This window comes from Acinetobacter sp. Z1 (genome assembly GCF_024296945.1).
Taxonomy (GTDB): Bacteria; Pseudomonadota; Gammaproteobacteria; order Pseudomonadales; family Moraxellaceae; genus Acinetobacter; species Acinetobacter beijerinckii.
The window spans coordinates 96,937-114,105 of the sequence record NZ_CP101115.1; the positions used below are offsets into that span (position 1 = coordinate 96,937).

At 39.8% G+C, this 17,169-nt stretch carries 15 protein-coding genes; 6 read left to right on the forward strand and 9 right to left on the reverse strand.

All coding sequences use genetic code 11. From position 1 onward, the window contains the following. Positions 1–61 precede the first annotated feature (61 nt). Positions 62–514 carry a PACE efflux transporter gene (locus NGC85_RS00455; protein WP_254804493.1) on the forward strand — a complete coding sequence of 151 codons (453 nt, stop codon included), beginning with the start codon at positions 62–64 and terminating at the stop codon, positions 512–514. 68 nt (positions 515–582) lie between these two features. Here the strand turns inward: NGC85_RS00455 and NGC85_RS00460 are convergent, their stop codons facing one another. The 4 genes from NGC85_RS00460 to NGC85_RS00475 form a co-directional block, all read right to left on the reverse strand. Continuing rightward, positions 583–1,050 carry a DUF2147 domain-containing protein gene (locus NGC85_RS00460; protein WP_005060284.1) on the reverse strand — a complete coding sequence of 156 codons (468 nt, stop codon included), beginning with the start codon at positions 1,048–1,050 and terminating at the stop codon, positions 583–585. A gap of 114 nt (positions 1,051–1,164) precedes the next feature. Continuing rightward, positions 1,165–2,523: a phosphate regulon sensor histidine kinase PhoR gene (gene phoR / locus NGC85_RS00465; RefSeq protein WP_005060283.1), complete on the reverse strand. Its 1,359-nt coding sequence runs from the start codon at positions 2,521–2,523 to the stop codon at positions 1,165–1,167. A gap of 9 nt (positions 2,524–2,532) precedes the next feature. Then, the gene (gene phoB, locus NGC85_RS00470; RefSeq protein ID WP_005052633.1) at positions 2,533–3,243 is read right to left on the reverse strand and encodes a phosphate regulon transcriptional regulator PhoB; all 711 of its coding nucleotides are present in this window, start codon (positions 3,241–3,243) and stop codon (positions 2,533–2,535) included. 249 nt (positions 3,244–3,492) lie between these two features. Beyond that, positions 3,493–4,170, reverse strand: coding sequence for a TetR/AcrR family transcriptional regulator (locus NGC85_RS00475; RefSeq protein WP_005052631.1), 678 nt, complete (start codon positions 4,168–4,170; stop codon positions 3,493–3,495). Between the two features lie 305 nt (positions 4,171–4,475). Here NGC85_RS00475 and NGC85_RS00480 point away from each other — a divergent pair, with 305 nt between their 5' ends. Further along, positions 4,476–5,303, forward strand: a complete 828-nt coding sequence (locus NGC85_RS00480; protein WP_254804494.1) for an SDR family oxidoreductase — start codon at positions 4,476–4,478, stop codon at positions 5,301–5,303. Positions 5,304–5,379: 76 nt separating this feature from the next. On the opposite strand, the gene NGC85_RS00485 is transcribed toward NGC85_RS00480, so the two are convergent. Both NGC85_RS00485 and NGC85_RS00490 read right to left on the reverse strand, forming a co-directional pair. Then, positions 5,380–6,747: an MATE family efflux transporter gene (locus NGC85_RS00485; protein ID WP_254804495.1), complete on the reverse strand. Its 1,368-nt coding sequence runs from the start codon at positions 6,745–6,747 to the stop codon at positions 5,380–5,382. 99 nt (positions 6,748–6,846) lie between these two features. Further along, complete coding sequence (locus NGC85_RS00490; protein WP_254804496.1) at positions 6,847–8,001, reverse strand: methionine aminotransferase; 1,155 nt, start codon at positions 7,999–8,001, stop codon at positions 6,847–6,849. 317 nt (positions 8,002–8,318) lie between these two features. Here NGC85_RS00490 and NGC85_RS00495 point away from each other — a divergent pair, with 317 nt between their 5' ends. Beyond that, positions 8,319–8,768, forward strand: a complete 450-nt coding sequence (locus NGC85_RS00495) for a hypothetical protein (RefSeq protein WP_254804497.1) — start codon at positions 8,319–8,321, stop codon at positions 8,766–8,768. A gap of 36 nt (positions 8,769–8,804) precedes the next feature. Here NGC85_RS00495 and NGC85_RS00500 read toward each other — a convergent pair whose 3' ends face one another. The 3 genes from NGC85_RS00500 to NGC85_RS00510 are packed head-to-tail and all read right to left on the reverse strand — an operon-like array spanning position 8,805 to position 11,267. Beyond that, positions 8,805–10,112, reverse strand: coding sequence for a DUF445 domain-containing protein (locus NGC85_RS00500; RefSeq protein ID WP_254804498.1), 1,308 nt, complete (start codon positions 10,110–10,112; stop codon positions 8,805–8,807). A 19-nt stretch (positions 10,113–10,131) separates the two neighbouring features. After that, positions 10,132–10,689: a hypothetical protein gene (locus NGC85_RS00505; protein WP_169108565.1), complete on the reverse strand. Its 558-nt coding sequence runs from the start codon at positions 10,687–10,689 to the stop codon at positions 10,132–10,134. Between the two features lie 38 nt (positions 10,690–10,727). Further along, the gene (locus NGC85_RS00510; protein WP_005060266.1) at positions 10,728–11,267 is read right to left on the reverse strand and encodes a DUF924 family protein; all 540 of its coding nucleotides are present in this window, start codon (positions 11,265–11,267) and stop codon (positions 10,728–10,730) included. Between the two features lie 227 nt (positions 11,268–11,494). On the opposite strand from NGC85_RS00510, the gene gshA reads away from it, so the two are divergent. The 3 genes from gshA to NGC85_RS00525 all read left to right on the forward strand — a co-directional run bounded on the left by gshA (position 11,495) and on the right by NGC85_RS00525 (position 17,166). Further along, positions 11,495–13,069, forward strand: a complete 1,575-nt coding sequence (gene gshA, locus NGC85_RS00515) for a glutamate--cysteine ligase (RefSeq protein ID WP_254804499.1) — start codon at positions 11,495–11,497, stop codon at positions 13,067–13,069. 19 nt (positions 13,070–13,088) lie between these two features. After that, a complete protein-coding gene (locus tag NGC85_RS00520) occupies positions 13,089–13,595 on the forward strand; it encodes a disulfide bond formation protein B (protein ID WP_254804500.1) in 507 nt (168 codons plus the stop codon). A gap of 169 nt (positions 13,596–13,764) precedes the next feature. Next, positions 13,765–17,166: a type VI secretion system Vgr family protein gene (locus NGC85_RS00525; RefSeq protein WP_254804501.1), complete on the forward strand. Its 3,402-nt coding sequence runs from the start codon at positions 13,765–13,767 to the stop codon at positions 17,164–17,166. Positions 17,167–17,169 lie beyond the last annotated feature (3 nt).

Here is a 17,169-nt window from a genome sequence, read left to right on the forward strand (position 1 = left end):
TGACTTTTTTTATCAGAATGTCGGAGTAAAATCCACTGATTATTGATTTCAGAGTGTGAGTATGCAAGGTATAAAAAGAAGAGTGACTTATGTTTTTTTCTATGAGATTTTTAGTTTTTTTATCTGTGCAATGCTGTTAGCAATGCTTTCAGGTACCAGTATGAGTCATACGGGACCTTTATCTATTTTGATTGCTGTGATCGCAGTCACGGTCAATTTCATTTATAACTATGTTTTTGAAATGTGGGAAAAACAACAAATTTCAAAAACACGAACTGTTAAGAGAAGAGTGGCACATGCGATTGGATTTCAACTGGTTTTAATTACTATTTTAATTCCATTGATCGCGTGGTGGATGCAGATTAGTTTAATAAAAGCGTTTTTACTTGATTTTAGTTTAATGATACTGATTCCGTGCTATACCTTTGTTTATAATTACTTTTTTGATCATGTTTTTGGTTTGCCCAATCATTTGGTTGAAGCTAAACAACTGAGCATCAATACATCAAACTGATGCTCAAATTGAAAGTAATCAGCTACTTGAAAACAGTGTGAATGGATACACTTGTTGAAAGCGTTTTATTAAAGTCGTATCCACGTCATATTGCGGAAAGTATTATTACTTGGATTTTTTGCACTGATATTTAACATTTTTCCAGTTTTACTTAGGCGACCAGTCAGGCTGTATTTATTGCCATCGGTGCTGTTTATCCAAATACCTTGTCCTAATTCTTCATTGGGTTTTAGCATTTTCAGATTTGTGAGAACTTCCATCCCAAGAAGCGGTTGATCTTTTAAAGTGCCTGAGCACGCTGTGCATAGTGTGGGCGTTGTTCCTTTACTGCTGGGATAAATTTTTACAATCACAGCACTGTATTGTTCTGTCTTAGAATTTTTTCTAATCACGATATCAGATAGATAAGAGCCGGTACGTTCATCTACAACTTTCCATGTGCCAATGAGTGGATCAAACGATGTTGCAAAAACAGAAAGGGGAGTGCTGAGTCCGATGAGTAAAATCAAAGGACGAAGAAATTGAAGATTCATCATAAATTTAGATCAAAGTAAATTATAGAAATAAAGATTTTAAACAAAGGGTTATTATATAATTATAGTGGAATGATAACATTATAATTCAGGGAACTCAGCAGTTCCCTGTGCTGCTTAAATCATACGATATAAGCGTTCTTTTGGAAAAACGGCAGTGAATGTTGAACCTTCATTTTCTTTAGAACTAATTTCTAAATGCGCACCATGCTGCATAAGGACATGCTTTACGATCGCCAAACCTAAGCCAGTACCACCTGTTTGACGGCTTCGAGCGCTATCTACGCGATAGAAACGTTCTGTTAGGCGAGGTAAATGTTTGGGATTTATACCAATTCCATTGTCTTGTACTGTGAAATAGGCATGGTCACCATCTTCATGCCAACCAATGGTAATAATACCGCCGGGTGGCGTATATTTAATTGCATTGGTAATTAAGTTACTAAAAGCACTGGCAATTTCCATATCTGAGCCGATTAAATCACAATGACTATCAATGTCTAAATTTAGCGTATGACCATAATCAAGATTATAAGCACGAGCATCATCAAAGATTTGGTTCATTAGATTCGCCATATCGATGATCTGGTTTTTTGCCACTTTTTTATTATTTTCTAGATTAGATAATAGCAATAGGTCATTCACCAAGGCATTCATACGTTTGGTTTGTGATTGCATTTGGGTGAAAGCACGTTTCCAACGAGGCGTAATATCATCTTGATCTGTAAAAGTTTCGATATATCCGCTCAATACGGTTAAAGGCGTACGTAGTTCATGTGAAATATTATCGACAAAATCTTTACGCATTTGTTCAAGATTATGTACTCGAGTGGTGTCATATGCGACTAAAAGACGGCTTTCTCCACCAAAGCGAGTGAGTTTGACTTGAACATATCGTTCTTCATCCATTTGCGCTTGTAGACGAATACCATCAGGTGCTTGATCGCTATGGTTAAAATATTCAATAAAACTCGGTTGGCGTAAAATCGATAATAGGTTACGACCACGATCTAGAGGATTAATGCCTAATAATTTTTCTGCTGCTGGATTCCACCATTCAATTTGGTGTTGATCGTCAATTAAAACGACTGCTTCTGCCAAAGCGACCAACGAAGACTGCGCTCGGTCGATTAGGCCTACCATTTCAGCTTGTACAATACGTTCTTGACGTTGAGCTCGATAGACATTGAATAGCAAAGCTCCCCAAATACCCCCTAAATTAGGCGGTACATCATAGGGACGATTTGAAATCCATTCATTCACTAAATAAAGTGAGCGGAGCTGTAGAGTAAAAAAAACGATAAAGGCAACAAAAATACAGCTCCAAAAGTATCCAACCCCAAATCCAATTAAGCTCGCAATTAATAAGAAAAAAAGTAACAATCTTAAATCTTGTTTTGCAAACGTCCATAAACTGCTGTAACGAAAACGTTGATGTTCACGTGCCAATTCAGGGACGGGATAAGGTTCATACATAAAGGATTTTTAACCTACTGCTAAATCTGCTCGTGTAGAGAAACGATACCCTGTACCGCGCACCGTTTGTACAAAACGATCTACACCAAAAGGTTCTAAAACTTTGCGTAAACGACGGATATGCACGTCAATGGTTCGGTCTTCGATATAGACATTACCGCCCCACACTTGATCAAGCAATTGAGCACGTGTATACGCACGTTCTGGATGCGTCATAAAGAATGCGAGTAAACGATATTCTGTTGGGCCCATCTCTAAAATACTGTTACCAAAACTGACGCGTTGACTGACTGGATCAAGCATTAAGCCATTGGCATCAATTACCTTTTCACCACTGAGTGCATTGGCGCGACGCAAAACGGCTTTGATGCGTGATACTAGCTCACGTGTTGAGAATGGTTTGGTCATATAGTCATCTGCGCCTGCATCTAGACCTTGAACCTTATGATCTTCTTCACCACGAGCAGTCAACATGATCACAGGGATTTCTGATAAATTTTCATCACGTTTTAAGCGACGGCACAGATCAACCCCACTAATACCACCTGGTAGCATCCAATCTAACAAAATAAGAGCAGGACGCTGATCAACAATAATCTGATGTGCTTGTTTGGCATCCTCAGCTTGTAAACATTGGAAGCCTGCCATATCAAGAGAGGTATGGATCATTTCACGAATCGGTAATTCATCATCGACAATTAAAATATAGTCATCTTTCACAGCGCAATACCCTTAAATATGTAACGGTTAACCGTTTTGTTGTTATGACAGGCTTATTACAAAGATTAATTATGACAATATCATTGCAAAAGAGTGAATAAAGTCGAATTTAGCAATAAATTGTGACAATTATAGGGCAGAGCAATGACCAAATGATGACAACTTGTTCTGCAATAAACAAAATAAATTCATTGGGTTAATATCATTGTATTTTAGCAGTTCTTTTGGTCACAAAACTGTAAAAAGAGTTTAATTTTTTTCGGTTGTTGTTTCTATAAACGATAAAAATACCGCACAACAGGCCGCCAAAACCTCTGACAAAGGCTGTTTAAAGCCTTCGGATACCCAACGAATAATAATATGTGTGACGTAACCATTTAAACCAGTTGCCATCAATGAGATTTCTTCGGCACTTTGCGGAGCGTTCGGCATGGTGATCATCACGAAACCTTGAATAATCCGATCAAATTGCGTCAAAGTCTCTTGAATGGTGGCCTGATTATGTAAGTCTTGTACCAACATGGCATCAATATAAATAATGCGTGCCATGCGTGGGTCATCTTTAATTGCGGTTAGCAGTGCAGATAAACCAGCAGTAACCATATTTTTAGGTTCAGGCGCAGCCATGATGACGGCTTGCGTCAAACAGGTTTGCATTTTTCCAATCATTTTTAAGAAAACAGTTTGAAATAACTCCTCACTTTTCTTAAATGATTCATAGAAATAGCGTTCAGTAAGTTTGGCTTCATTACAAACGTCTTTTACCGTAACCGAGAAAAAACCATGTGTTCCATAGGTTGCGATGCCTGCCTCAATTAACTTTTCGCGGCGTGCTTCTTTGCGTTCGGTTAAAGATAGACCTTTGAATTGGCGTTCTTTCACTTCGGTATTATTTTTCTTGCGCGTCGCTAGATCTTCATTTGCCATGGAAAAACCGTTCCCTAAAAAAGTCTTTGAATCGTATATCTAAGATTTGTTTACGTTTTAACGAGGTCTTGCTGACTTAGGATAACTAAATTTTGCAAAACATGCTGTATATCGTTTAAACATCTTCAGCCTAGAATGTAAATAGACCTAATATGACAAGGAATGTGTTTGTTATTGCCATTTGTCTTAAAGCTGTATTGTACTATATTGACAACCTGTATTGTCAAAATTATATTGGTTACAGCTTAAACTGCACATGATCTAGACAAATATGTGCTTCTCATTCGCAATACAAAGGATAGGCAATGAAAAATTTTAAAAATAAAGTCGCAGCGATCACAGGTGCAGGTTCTGGGATTGGACAACAATTGGCAATTTTATTGGCTAAACAAGGCTGTCATTTGTCATTGAGTGATATCAATGAAAAGGGCTTAGCGCAAACTGTTGAGCTAGTGAAACAATATCCAGTCACCGTAACAATCAAGGTGCTTGATGTTTCAAACCGTGAAGCAGTTAAACAGTGGGCACAAGATACTGTACAAGATCATGGTTCAGTGAATTTAATCTTCAATAACGCAGGAGTGGCACTAGGCTCAACTGTGGAAGGCGCAAGTTACGAAGATTTAGAATGGATTGTTGGGATTAATTTCTGGGGTGTAGTTTACGGTACCAAAGAGTTTTTACCGTTCATCAAACAAACCAAAGATGGCCATATCATCAATATCTCAAGTATCTTTGGTTTAACTTCGCAACCAACACAATCTGCTTATAACGCAACTAAATTTGCAGTACGTGGTTTTACTGAGTCTTTACGCCAAGAGCTTGATATCGAGAAAAGTGGTGTAAGTTCACTTTGCGTACATCCAGGTGGTATTCGTACCAATATTGCCAAAGCTGCAAAAATGAATGACAGCTTAAAAAGCTTAGGTATGGATCCGAATAAATCAATCAAGCAATTTGATAAATTCTTACGCACACCACCAGAAGAAGCAGCGCGTCAAATTTTAAATGCAGTATTGAAAGATAAACGTCGTTTGTTGATTGGTACAGATGCGCGTATTGTGGATTCTTTCCAACGTTTATTCCCGACGGGTTATCAACGTATTGCCGCACTTGCGACCAAGATGATGTAAGCCAAAAAATTAAAAAAGCCATTCTAATCAGAATGGCTTTTTTATTGGTGAGACCACATCACTCATCATTAAACGTTTAGATGAGAATTTTGATCTTACTTTTCTTCCAAAAAAATTGATAATAAGACGCTTGCAATACACATAAGCAAACAAAAGAAAGGGCATACGCAATCCAAATGCCCGTTAAGCCCCACATCGAGCTAAACCAATAAGCAGATGGCACCTCTATTAAGACAATGGTTAGAATATTAATCATCATTGGAACATTCACGGTGCCACTAGCACGCATAATCGATGCAAAAATAGCACTAGCACCAAAAAACAGAATCGACCACAACACAATAAATAAAAGCTGTTGCCCCAATTCAATCACACTGTCATCCGTAATAAATAACGCCATTAAATATTTTGAAAATAAATAAGCCAGTGTGATCAAGCTTCCGGTAAATAGGATATTCATTCCCAGTGCCGTGCGAGTAACTTTCGCTAATAAATCGGGTTTGCCTGCACCAATCGCTTGAGCGGCAAAGATAGATGCTGCAATTGAGATTGAGAGTGCTGGAAATTGAATATAATTCAGCACTTGATTGACTGCACCATAAGCGGCTGTGGCATGTGCGCCGTACTGATTGACCAAACCAATGATCACTAAGCCTGCAAGCGAAGTTGTCACCATTTGAATGCCAGTTGGAATGCCCAGTTTTAAAATCAATTTGCTTAACACAGGGTCGTGGCGAATACTTTTTAATAAACGAACATCTATTTTGAGCGGATGATTTTTATAATTCAGATATAAGCTAAGAAAGATAAGTACCGCAGCGTAGCCCATAATGGTGGCGATTGCAGGAGCCACAATACCTAAAGCAGGAAAGCCAAAATAACCTTTTAACAATACGGGTGTGACAGCTAAACCAATTAGGCTGGTCAAACTCAAAGCAATTAAAGGGGTTACGCTGTCGCCGACACCACGTAAAATTGAGGTGTAAATAATATAGACGAATAGCAAAGGGCTACCCACTAGCATCCACTGTACATAAGGCAAAGATAGATGCATCACCTTCGGATCGGTGCCGAGTAATTCGAGGATGTGTTTAGCAAACACTAAACCAAGTACAGCAATAATACTGCCACCGATCAGGGTCATAAAAATAGTAGAACCAATGACACTACGAACTTTCTCTAAATTTTGTGCTCCCCAAGCTTGTCCAATCAAAACCGTTGACCCCGCGGAGATCCCGATCACAAAAGCAAGTAAAAAGAACAGAATAGGAAAGAATACAGAGACTGCAGCAATTGCATCCACCCCCATCATTTGACCGACAAAAATCGTGTTAATGGTGCCTGATAGATTTTGTAAAATATTAGTGGCAATCAAGGGAACTAAAAAAACTAAAAAGGTTTTCCAGAGATTCGGTTGCATCACCAAAGGTTGGTGTGGAGTCATTCAATTTCCTTCAAGCTTGATCCCGAAACGGCTGTGTTTTCTTCAACATATCATTATCCGTTGTGTTCGAGTCAGGCTTGTTGAGTTTATTTTTGTAGATCAACACTGTACGAGGATTTCGCTCGCACGTTTTAAGGTTTGATCAGTTTTAGCGAAACAAAAGCGAATTTGTCGAAGTGAAGATGGTGCATGTTGATAAAACACTGAGATCGGAATCGCCACAATTTTATGTTTCTCGGCTAAGAACTGACACATCTCTACATCGTTGAGATCAGGACGAAGGTTGCTGTAATCTAGATTTTGAAAATAAGTGCCTTGAGATGGTATCAATTTAAAACGTGAGTTTTGAATCTGTTGGTTGAATAAATCTCGTTTTGTCTGATAAAAATCGGGTAACTCCTGAATATGCTCTGGATGTTGTTGCATATAGTTGGCAAGCGCAATCTGGCAAGGGGTGGTGCCACAGAAATTGGCAAACTGGTAAATTTGGCGGAACAAACGCATGAGTTGTGGCGCGGCAACGCAATAACCCGTTTTCCAACCGGTGACATGGTAAGTTTTACCAAAAGAACCGATGACAAAGCTACGTTCACGAAGTTCTGGAAATTGCAGGGCACTATGATGTTTTTGCCCATCAAAAACCAAATGCTCATAAACTTCATCGGAGAGCACCACGATATTTCTATCTTGAATCAGTTCAATCAGTTGTGTCCAGTCCAGTTCAGACCAAATTGCACCTGTTGGGTTATGTGGTGTGTTGACAATGATCATGCGCGTTTTAGCATTGATACTGTCTTTGACTTCTTGCCAATTCACCTGAAAAGTTGGTGCTTCTAGATGGATATGCACTGATTTTCCACCTGCCAACTGTACCGCAGGATCATAACTGTCATAGCTCGGGTCAAAAATAATCACTTCATCATCTGCATGAATACACGCTTGAATCGCGCAGAAAATCGCGATGGTTGCGCCTGGGGTAATCGTGATTTCAGAGAGAGGGTCGAGTTGTAATTGATCCCTTGCAAAGAATTGTTTTGCCAACTGCTCTCTTAAAGTCAGAACACCATCACCCGCAGGATATTGGTTATAACCTGAAAGCGTCGCTTCACTGAGCGCTTGGAGTAGCGCAGGTGGCGCGGGGAAATCGGGGAAGCCTTGGGAGAGATTCAGGGCATTTAGTCGTTGTGCGAGTTCAGTCATCACGCTAAAAATAGTCACGCCTTGGCTTGGGAGTTTTGACTGAAGTTGCAACATTGTTTTTGACCTGATTGACATTCTATTTTGCATTGATTGTATAGCGAAAGCTGAGTTCTTACCAAGGTGCCTCTGTGAAGGTAAATATTGAACCTTGCCGTTAATTGACTAAATAATGTGTCTTAGGTCAGGAAAATAGAGTAAGAGAGTCTGAATAAAAACAATAGTGACGGAATTGGTCGGTTTTTATTTAAAAATGTCTAGAAAATTTGTTGTTTTTCATGATGATAAGGCATTTGTGTTGAGCGATTTAAGTACTATAATTTACATCGAGGGATTCAATTAAATATCAATTATAGTGAAATGGGGCATAGAGTATGGACAGTTTCGATTTAAAAATACGCTATCCACATCATATTGATCTCAATGATGTGGAGCAGTTCGGGACATTGAATACCATTGGGATATTAACCAAATTTGACAGAATGGACTGGAAGCAGCAATTAAGCCGTTGGTTGCAGCTAGATGGTGCAAGTCCGACGTTTACCATTACAGATGAGAAGACGAGGCAGACCATAGAAATCGTATTGAATACGTATAAGTCATCTCAGGAGCTTAGCTTTATTGTAAAGACAGATATTCCAATAGTTGTACCAAAAAAACAAATATTTGGCTTAATTACGCTTCAGATAAAAGAGACAGTTCAATTTAAGCAACTTTCACTGGTACAGGTGAAAAGCTATCTCACTGCATTTTTAAAGCAGGATACTGACGCACTGGTTCGATATTATCAGCAAAGTAAGCAGCAACTTGCGCAATCTGCATAACTATGAGAAATAAACTTCCTCATAGTTATTTATTCTTTACAAAACATTTTCAACAATGGCACGGATGATCCCGAGAGCTAAACCAATAAAAGCACCCACGATTACACCATTGACGCGGATCATGTGTAAATCACCGCCAACCTCGCTTTCAATTTTTGCAATCATTTCACGTGAATCCCATTCATGAATACGCTCACTGATATAACGGATAATCTTGTCGCTGTATTGTTCACTGAACGTGGTGCCCAGCCCGACCATTTTCTCATTTAAAACTTGTCGTACTTTTTCATTTTGAATCAAACTTTCGCCAAGTTGTTGAATCGCCACTTGTAAGTTAGTGGCAATGCCTGAGTCTGGTTGCATTAAATCCGTTTTAATTGCGTCACATAAAATAGCGATGGCGCCACTGATAAAGTTCAGTACTTGTGGGCTATCTAATAATGCATCTTTACCACTGTTTAAACGTTGGCTAGCACCACTATCCGTATCTGCTAGTTGTAACATGAGCGAGTGCGTGGTTGCTTCAATATCTTGACGCCAAGGATGCTCAGGATTAGCCAACATTGATTCAACTTTTTCAATCAGTGAGTCAATGGTTCTTTGCTGTACATCAATGCCAATCCAGCTTGCACCTTTTGCGAGTTTCCAAACCCCCAGTTCTTGAAATAATTTACGAGATAGATCACGCGCTTCTTCTGGATGAGACACCATCCATTCATGTGCGAGATCAAGTCCACGTTGTAATACATCTTGATGGAAATCATTTTCTAATACAGCACGTAGCATTTCGCTGGCAAGTTTATTGACTTTAGTGCTTCTGACCCATTGCACACTGTTGTTTTGTACAAAGTGAGCAATTTGATCTTGGCTGACAAATTCAAAGATTTTCGGCACAGTGTGCTGAATCATCTGTACCACTTGTTTATTGTTCTTAGGATTTGCTAACCATTCACCGACAGCCAAACTAATATCAGCATTTTTTAAGCTACGTTCAACAATTTGAGGTGATAAAAAGTTTTCCTGTACAAAGCGACCCATGGATTCAGCGATACGCGCTTTATTTCGTGGAATGATTTCAGTGTGATCACGCAATAGTTTAGGCAGTGGCATTTTTCCGAAGGGATTACGGAATAACACGGTAACCGCATACCAGTCAGCCAAGCCACCCACCACACCTGCTTCAGCAGCAAGCATAAAAATATGGATGAGCCATTTATATTCAGGGAGAAAGTGTGCCGCGACCATTAAGCAAATCCATGTCACCACGGCAATAATCAGTGCCATTGTGGCGAAGTATTTACTTCTTTGTAGACTCGGAACGTGAATTTCTTCGACTGAACTCATTTAGTCATCCTTATAAATATCATTTCTTATTTTGAGGTGGTGCAGGGGGCTGCAACACTTCTCCTGTGGGACTCAAACCGTATTTTTGCCCTAACGATTGCAAAATTAGCTGTGCATCAAAGGCATCGGGTGATTGCTGTTGAGTCTGAAAACACTCGATAGTATACGACACTTGGATTGGATCAATATTGACCACTTGTGGCATATCATAGAATGGATCGGGCCAAAAGGCGGGATGACGACGATAGTAGCCATAAGGATAATATGATGGAGTTGGATAAATCACGGCTTGTCGCTGCGTTTTATGCCGTGCATTGCTTGGGTCATCCACCACGGTGAAATAGCGAAAGCCATTTTTGATTGTGGTTTGTGCTGCTTTTAATAAAGTAATCTCTTCAGCCGTACCATAACTTAAATTATTATCAGCTTGGAAACCAATACGGTAGGTTTTGTTATTTAACGGATAAGCGGTGAATTGCCCAAGTTGATCAAAGGTTCGTGGTTTGGAAGGAACCGTCGCGCATCCTGCCAATGCCAATGCGACAAGAAGCGGTGTACATATCAATAATCTTTTCATTTGCTATTCCTGTTTTTAAAATGACGAGCTTAGCCGACTTAAAAACTACTGTTCGGTTGAGTTAAAAATTCCAACTCTTCAGGGGTTGAGATTCTTCCCAATATTGCATTGCGATGTGGATAGCGGCCAAAACGATCAATGATCACTTTATGCTTTTTCTCAAAGTTTAAATTGATTTCATTGCCTAATCGTTGAAATAATTTGAGAGCAAACTCATGTATCAGCTTCGACTCACTGTGCATAAACGGCATATATAAAAAGGAGCGTTGTTCAGGACTAAGCTGTGCATCCAGTTGTAAACTAATTGCTTCTTGTGACAATGCCAGAGCAAGACTGTCATAAGCAAACGCTTGTGCTTGATCACGATACAAGTTTCGAGAGAATTGATCTAAAACAATAATTTCGGCTAAACGTCCTTCAGGTGTTTGACGCCATGACCAAAGTTCTGCTTGAGTTGCTTGATGATGAATTGTATGAAATTTATCACGAATTTTAATATCAAATTCATCACTTTTAGCGAACCAAAGCGACTGATGTTCTGGCGCAAACCAGAAATTAATAATGTCTTGTGCTTGCATAAACAAGTATCCGTTGGAAGATTTATTTTTTAATAAAATCACAATTTCTGCATGTCTTATGTAATAAGATTGTGATAAAAATTGCCAAACTAAATCAGATGACTAGATCATAATTGTCGTTATAATTGGCTAAGTCGAAATCATGAGCACAGTCTGAATACTGTCATATTCGGCGAAGTCGATACCATGTATTGGGTCGGCTGATCTTGAACGAGCGAGCATATAATATGAATCAACCCAGCCTTAATCCCTTTGTGATACCAACTTGGGTAGATGCCTCGCTATTAAAGGGGATGTTGCGTGGAATAGAACGTGAAAGCTTACGTATGCAAAGTAATGGCTTTTTATCACAAAAAACGCATCCTTTAGCTTTGGGTTCAGCACTAACACATCCACATATCACGACAGATTATTCAGAAGCGTTGATGGAGTTTATTACCACTCCTCAAACCACAATTGCAGCAGCACTAAACGAATTAAAAGACATTCACAGTGTCGTACATCAGCAATTAGAAGATGGCGAGCGTCTATGGCCACTGTCGATGCCATGTATGCTAGATGATAATGAAGAAAATATAACATTAGCCCAATATGGGACTTCAAATATTGGCCGTTTCAAAACCTTATATCGTCATGGTTTAGGCGTACGTTATGGTCGCCGTATGCAGACGATTTCGGGGGTGCATTATAATTTATCTTTTCCAGATGCTTTATTTGCTGAATTACAACGCCATGAAAACAAGCCAGAACTAAAACAGCTCAGCTCACAAGATTATCGTAGTCATCGCTATTTTGGTTTGATTCGGAACTTTATCCGTTTAATTCCTTTAGTCATGTATATGTTGGGTGCCAGTCCATCGGTTTGTCGTTGTTTTTTAACGGGTCGCCAACATCATTTACAGCCTTTAGTCAAAGGAACCTTATATTTACCTGAAGCGACAGCTTTGCGTATGGGGCGTTTAGGTTACCAAAACTCAGCACAAAAAGAGCTCGGTATTCATTATAACGACCTACATGATTATTTGGATGGATTACAGAAAGCAGTACATACACCTTATCCTGAATTTAGTGATTTAGGTTTGGATGATGAGCAAGGTGAGCCGATTCAGATCAATGATCACGTGCTTCAGATTGAAAATGAATACTATAGTTTGGTTCGTCCGAAGCAAGTTCCTCAGGCAGGCGAAACACCATCACAAGCCTTAAAAAATCGTGGTGTGGGTTATGTTGAGCTTCGAGCTGTTGATGTCAATCCATATAGTGCAATTGGGATTGATGAAATTTCGGCAGGTTTTCTTGAGAGTTTAGCCTTGTATTGTTTATTAAGTGACAGTCCAGAGCTGTTTGCTGAAGAACAAGAGCAAATTGATCAGAATCAAACTGAAGTGGTCAATCGTGGACGTGCAGCGGATGCCAAAATTGAACTAGGTCAAACAACCGTTTTATTGCAAGATTGGGCACAGCATCATTTAAATGCGATTCAAGAATGTGCCAATATCTTAGATCAAATGAATGATTCAAAGTTATATCAGAAGTCTATTCAAGTGATGCAACAACGTTTAGATCATGTTGAAGATACACTTTCCGCGCAGGTCATTAAAGATACTTTAGAGAATGGCGGAACGTGGAATTTTGGGAGTGTAATGGCACAACAACATGTCGACCATTATGATCACCATCCGCTTAGTCAAGAACGCAAACAATATTTCGAACAATTGGCGCAAATCTCGTTGCAAAAACAGGCTGAACTTGAACAAGATAACGACATGAGTTTTAGCCAATATCTTGCAAAATACCGTTAAAATTTTTAGAGGATTTCCCATGCGATGGAATTACCGTTTGGTCAGTGCTTTGCTTGTTCTGACAAGTATTATTGGTATCTCATTTGCCTTGTATCTAGAACACGTGCAGGGTTTAGAGCCATGTCCACTTTGTATTTTCCAAAGGATTGGTTTGATCGGTATGGGATTTATCGCACTGATTGCATTTATCCATAATCCTATCTCTAATGGTTTTAAGCATTTCTATGCTTTGTTAGCCACTTTGTCGATTGGCTGGTCTGTCGGTGTGGCTGCACGTCATGTTTGGTTGCAGAACTTACCACCTGATCAAGTGCCGAGTTGTGGTCCAGGTTTAGATTATTTGGTCGATGCCTTACCCATGAAAACGGTATTACAACAAGTCCTTTCGGGCTCTGGGGAATGTGCAATGGTTGATTGGACTTTCTTAGGACAGTCTTTACCAGTATGGTCTCTCCTATATTTCAGCCTAATTTTACTGATCTGTTTATGGCAACTTTTCAGGAATTATAATGTCCTCAAAAAATAAGCTTTTATAATTACCATAAACCCAAAATTGCTTATCTCAATTTTGGGTTTATTTTTTGTCAGAAAAAAACAAAAGTGTAATTTTTTGCTAATTTAGGTCACTTATTTGTAGACAGATAGTTCTGTTTTTTATAAAGTTCAGCCGATTCTTTGTACTACGATTATAAAAAATGCTTTTTAATATATTTAATGTATTAGAAAAAATGGGGCTAAATGCACAAAAACGTGCCATACACGTACAATTTTCTAATGAATTACTCAATCATCAAGTTTTACTGCAACGTATAGAGGGAAAACATCAGCTCAATAGTGGCTTAGAAGCGGAGTTGATTTGCCTTTCCGTCAATGCACAGATTCCTCTTAAACAATTCATTGGTGTTCAGGTCGCTGTTGATCAGGTCACAGATTCAGGACAATTGTTTAGAACCTCAGGAATAATAACGGAAGCCTGTTATGGGCAAAGTGATGGCGCTTTAACACCCTATAAACTCACTTTAAAAGATGCAACGAATTTATGGCAAAAACGTCGAAATAGTCGTGTCTTTATGAATAAAAATATCGTGGAAATCACTGAGGTTTTATTCAAGGAATGGCAAGAGAAAAGCCAACTATTTGCAGCAAGTTTGGCACTTGATCTCAAAGGCTTGAGTCAGAATTATGATATTCGACCATTTACGATGCAACATAATGAATCAGATTATGAATTTCTGACGCGGTTATGGCGTAGTGAAGGAATTAACTGGTTAATTGATGAAGCTGAGCTTTTTGTTGCCCATTCCAGTACGCCGATACAAGCCCAAAAGCTCAGACTAATTGATGAGAATAGCGAATATCAGGCTTTGGCTCGACGGAGTATTCGCTATCACCGTAGCAGTGCGACAGAATTCCAAGACAGTATTACAGGTTTTGTAGCGGTGCGAAGCTTGCAGCCAACGGCAGTCCATGTGCAACGCTGGCAGCCCGATGCCTTGGAACAAGCAGAAGGCGCAGGTTCAGTGGTGACAACGCATAGCCATTCAGATAGTTTCGATTCGGCAAGTTTGAGTCTTGAACAGGCATGGCATATCAGTCCAGCTTGGATGCAGGACTTAAAGGGTGAAGACCAAGCCACTGCTTCTGGAAACAGTCAGTTAGAAAAACTGAATCAGCAATTTAATGATATGTATGCTATTCAAGCCAAATACTTTAAGGCTTATAGTACCGTGCGTGATAGCCAAGTTGGTTATTGGTTTAATCTCAGAGAACATCCTGAAATTGATCAGCATGAAGGGGCGGATCAAGAATTCCTGATTATTGCCAAGAATTTTTATAATCAAAATAATTTACCTAAAGATTTACAGCAACAGGTACGTCAGCTGTTAATCCAGAGCCGTTGGGATCAAAGTAGCTATGATGATGCCGAGCGTCAGGGTAATGAACTGACCTTGATTCGCCGTCACATCAAAATAACGCCTGAATATAATCCTGAACAGTATCGTCCGATAGTCTATCCGCAACGTGCCAAAGTGGTTGGACCTGAAGGTGAAAGCATTTATGTGGATGAATGGGGACGAATCAAAGTACGTTTTCTGTTTACTCGTAATGATGATCATGGACATGATGGCGGTGCAGGTAGCAATGACAATGACACCGATTCTGCATGGGTGGATGTCCTCACACCTTGGGCGGGAGAGGGTTATGGTGCACGGTTCTTACCACGGATTGGTGAGGTGGTGGTCATCGACTTCTTTGATGGCAATATCGACCGTCCTTTTGTGACAGGACGAATCCATGAAGCACAGCGTTCTCCGACCAAATTTGATATTAAAGGGCAGCTTCCCGACACTAAAAAACTCAGTGGTATCCGCAGTCAGGAGGTCAATGGGAGTGGTTTTAATCAGTTACGCTTCGATGATACAACAGGGCAAATCAGTACCCAGTTGCAAAGTAGCCATGCTGCAACACAGCTGAATTTAGGTAATTTAAGTCACCCAAAAGTGCAGGAGACCAGTAATGGTCGTGGTGAGGGCTTTGAGCTCAGAACTGATGCTTGGGGTGCGGTTCGGGCAGGCAAAGGCATGCTGATTAGTACCTATGCCCAAGAACAGGCCATTGCTGATCATCTGGAAGCCGTACAAGCACAATCTTTGCTATCGCAAGGCTATGACAGCATGAAAATGCTCAGTGAAATTGCAGCGAAGCAGCAGACCGATGCGCTGAATGTGATTAATCGTTTACCGAAGTTTATTCAGTCACTGGAGCTTAAGACCACAGGTCAAGCACTGGGTAGCACTTTAAATCTATTTAAAGAAGGGATGAATAATGATCCCATCCATGCCTTAAAGGATTGCGGTGGTTTTATTGAGGATATTGGTGCGCTCGGTGGTGATGCTAAAGGTGCGGTTGAAGAATTTAATGCGTTCTTTAATGATGCCAAAGATGCGGTAGAAAATCTAAAAGACTTCATCGAAAACGTAGAAGAGCATGGTGCTGATATTGTCAAAGGCAAGCTTGCCAGTATTAAAGATCGGATTCAGCAAAATCCGTTTGAAAGTCTTAAAGAAGTCGGAAAGGTTTTAGCCAATGTCGATATTAAAGATTTTGAGCTGATGAGTAGCTGTGGAACCTTTAGTAAAGGTAGCAAACTAGAAATCACCCCATCCAAAGCATTGGGCTCATTACAGGGCTTTATGGAGGGTTATACTCAAGGTTTGGAAAGCAGTTCCGATGCCAAGCAACAAGAGCAAGGCAAGATTTTCAGACAGGCCTTGATGTTGTTGGCTTCACCGAATGGAATTGCGTTAACTACGCCTGAAAATATTATTTTGCAGGCCTCTCAGGATATTGCCGAGAGCGCCAGTGGCTCAATTAACTTGAGTGCACAGAAGAATATTATTGGTCATGCACAGGACAAGATCAGTTTGTTTGCCGCGCAAAAGGGCTTTAGAGCTTATGCAGCAAAAGGGAAATTGGAGTTGCAGGCGCAGGATGATGCGATTGAAGCGATTGCCAAGAAGGTGATTAAACTGATTTCTACTGAAGATAAGATTGAAATTACCAGTCCTAAAGAGATTGTATTAACAGCGGGTGGTTCACAACTCAAAATTAATGCGGATGGTGTGTTCTCAACTACAGGTGGTAAGTTTGAGAGTAAGGCTGGTCAGCATTTGTTTACAGGGGGGGCAACGGTAAATTCAGAATTGCCTAAAATGCCAGAGAGTGGAATTTTTAGTCGAAGATTTGATTTTAGCGGGTTGGTTAATGCGGATTTATTGAAAGATGGATTTAAATATAAAGTTATTAATCACGCTAAGAAAACAGAATACATCGGTTTTCTTGATCAGTTAGCAAGGACAGGGCGGATCTTTAGTGATAACCCAGATAGCGTCGAAATTCTTTTACTAGGTAAGAATGATGACAGTTCAGATAAGCTACAACTGGTTGAAGAAGTGATCACGGAAGGGCAAGGTCATGGTTCAGATGAGGCCTGTTGTGGTGGTGATGATGATCATAACCATGAACACTATAGTGATGAACATATTGAAGATACAGATTTAAAAGCAGATTTTGAAAGTTTTGGAATTAAGGATTAATTT

Excerpts from the sequence above, each read along its gene's own strand:
- NGC85_RS00455 (WP_254804493.1), top strand. The coding sequence starts at position 62 with ATGCAAGGTATAAAAAGAAGAGTGACTTATGTTTTTTTCTATGAGATT.
- NGC85_RS00460 (WP_005060284.1), bottom strand. The coding sequence starts at position 1,050 with ATGATGAATCTTCAATTTCTTCGTCCTTTGATTTTACTCATCGGACTC.
- phoR (WP_005060283.1), bottom strand. The coding sequence starts at position 2,523 with ATGTATGAACCTTATCCCGTCCCTGAATTGGCACGTGAACATCAACGT.
- NGC85_RS00475 (WP_005052631.1), bottom strand. The coding sequence starts at position 4,170 with ATGGCAAATGAAGATCTAGCGACGCGCAAGAAAAATAATACCGAAGTG.
- NGC85_RS00480 (WP_254804494.1), top strand. The coding sequence starts at position 4,476 with ATGAAAAATTTTAAAAATAAAGTCGCAGCGATCACAGGTGCAGGTTCT.
- NGC85_RS00485 (WP_254804495.1), bottom strand. The coding sequence starts at position 6,747 with ATGACTCCACACCAACCTTTGGTGATGCAACCGAATCTCTGGAAAACC.
- NGC85_RS00490 (WP_254804496.1), bottom strand. The coding sequence starts at position 8,001 with ATGTTGCAACTTCAGTCAAAACTCCCAAGCCAAGGCGTGACTATTTTT.
- NGC85_RS00495 (WP_254804497.1), top strand. The coding sequence starts at position 8,319 with ATGGACAGTTTCGATTTAAAAATACGCTATCCACATCATATTGATCTC.
- NGC85_RS00500 (WP_254804498.1), bottom strand. The coding sequence starts at position 10,112 with ATGAGTTCAGTCGAAGAAATTCACGTTCCGAGTCTACAAAGAAGTAAA.
- NGC85_RS00505 (WP_169108565.1), bottom strand. The coding sequence starts at position 10,689 with ATGAAAAGATTATTGATATGTACACCGCTTCTTGTCGCATTGGCATTG.
- NGC85_RS00510 (WP_005060266.1), bottom strand. The coding sequence starts at position 11,267 with ATGCAAGCACAAGACATTATTAATTTCTGGTTTGCGCCAGAACATCAG.
- gshA (WP_254804499.1), top strand. The coding sequence starts at position 11,495 with ATGAATCAACCCAGCCTTAATCCCTTTGTGATACCAACTTGGGTAGAT.
- NGC85_RS00520 (WP_254804500.1), top strand. The coding sequence starts at position 13,089 with ATGCGATGGAATTACCGTTTGGTCAGTGCTTTGCTTGTTCTGACAAGT.
- NGC85_RS00525 (WP_254804501.1), top strand. The coding sequence starts at position 13,765 with ATGCTTTTTAATATATTTAATGTATTAGAAAAAATGGGGCTAAATGCA.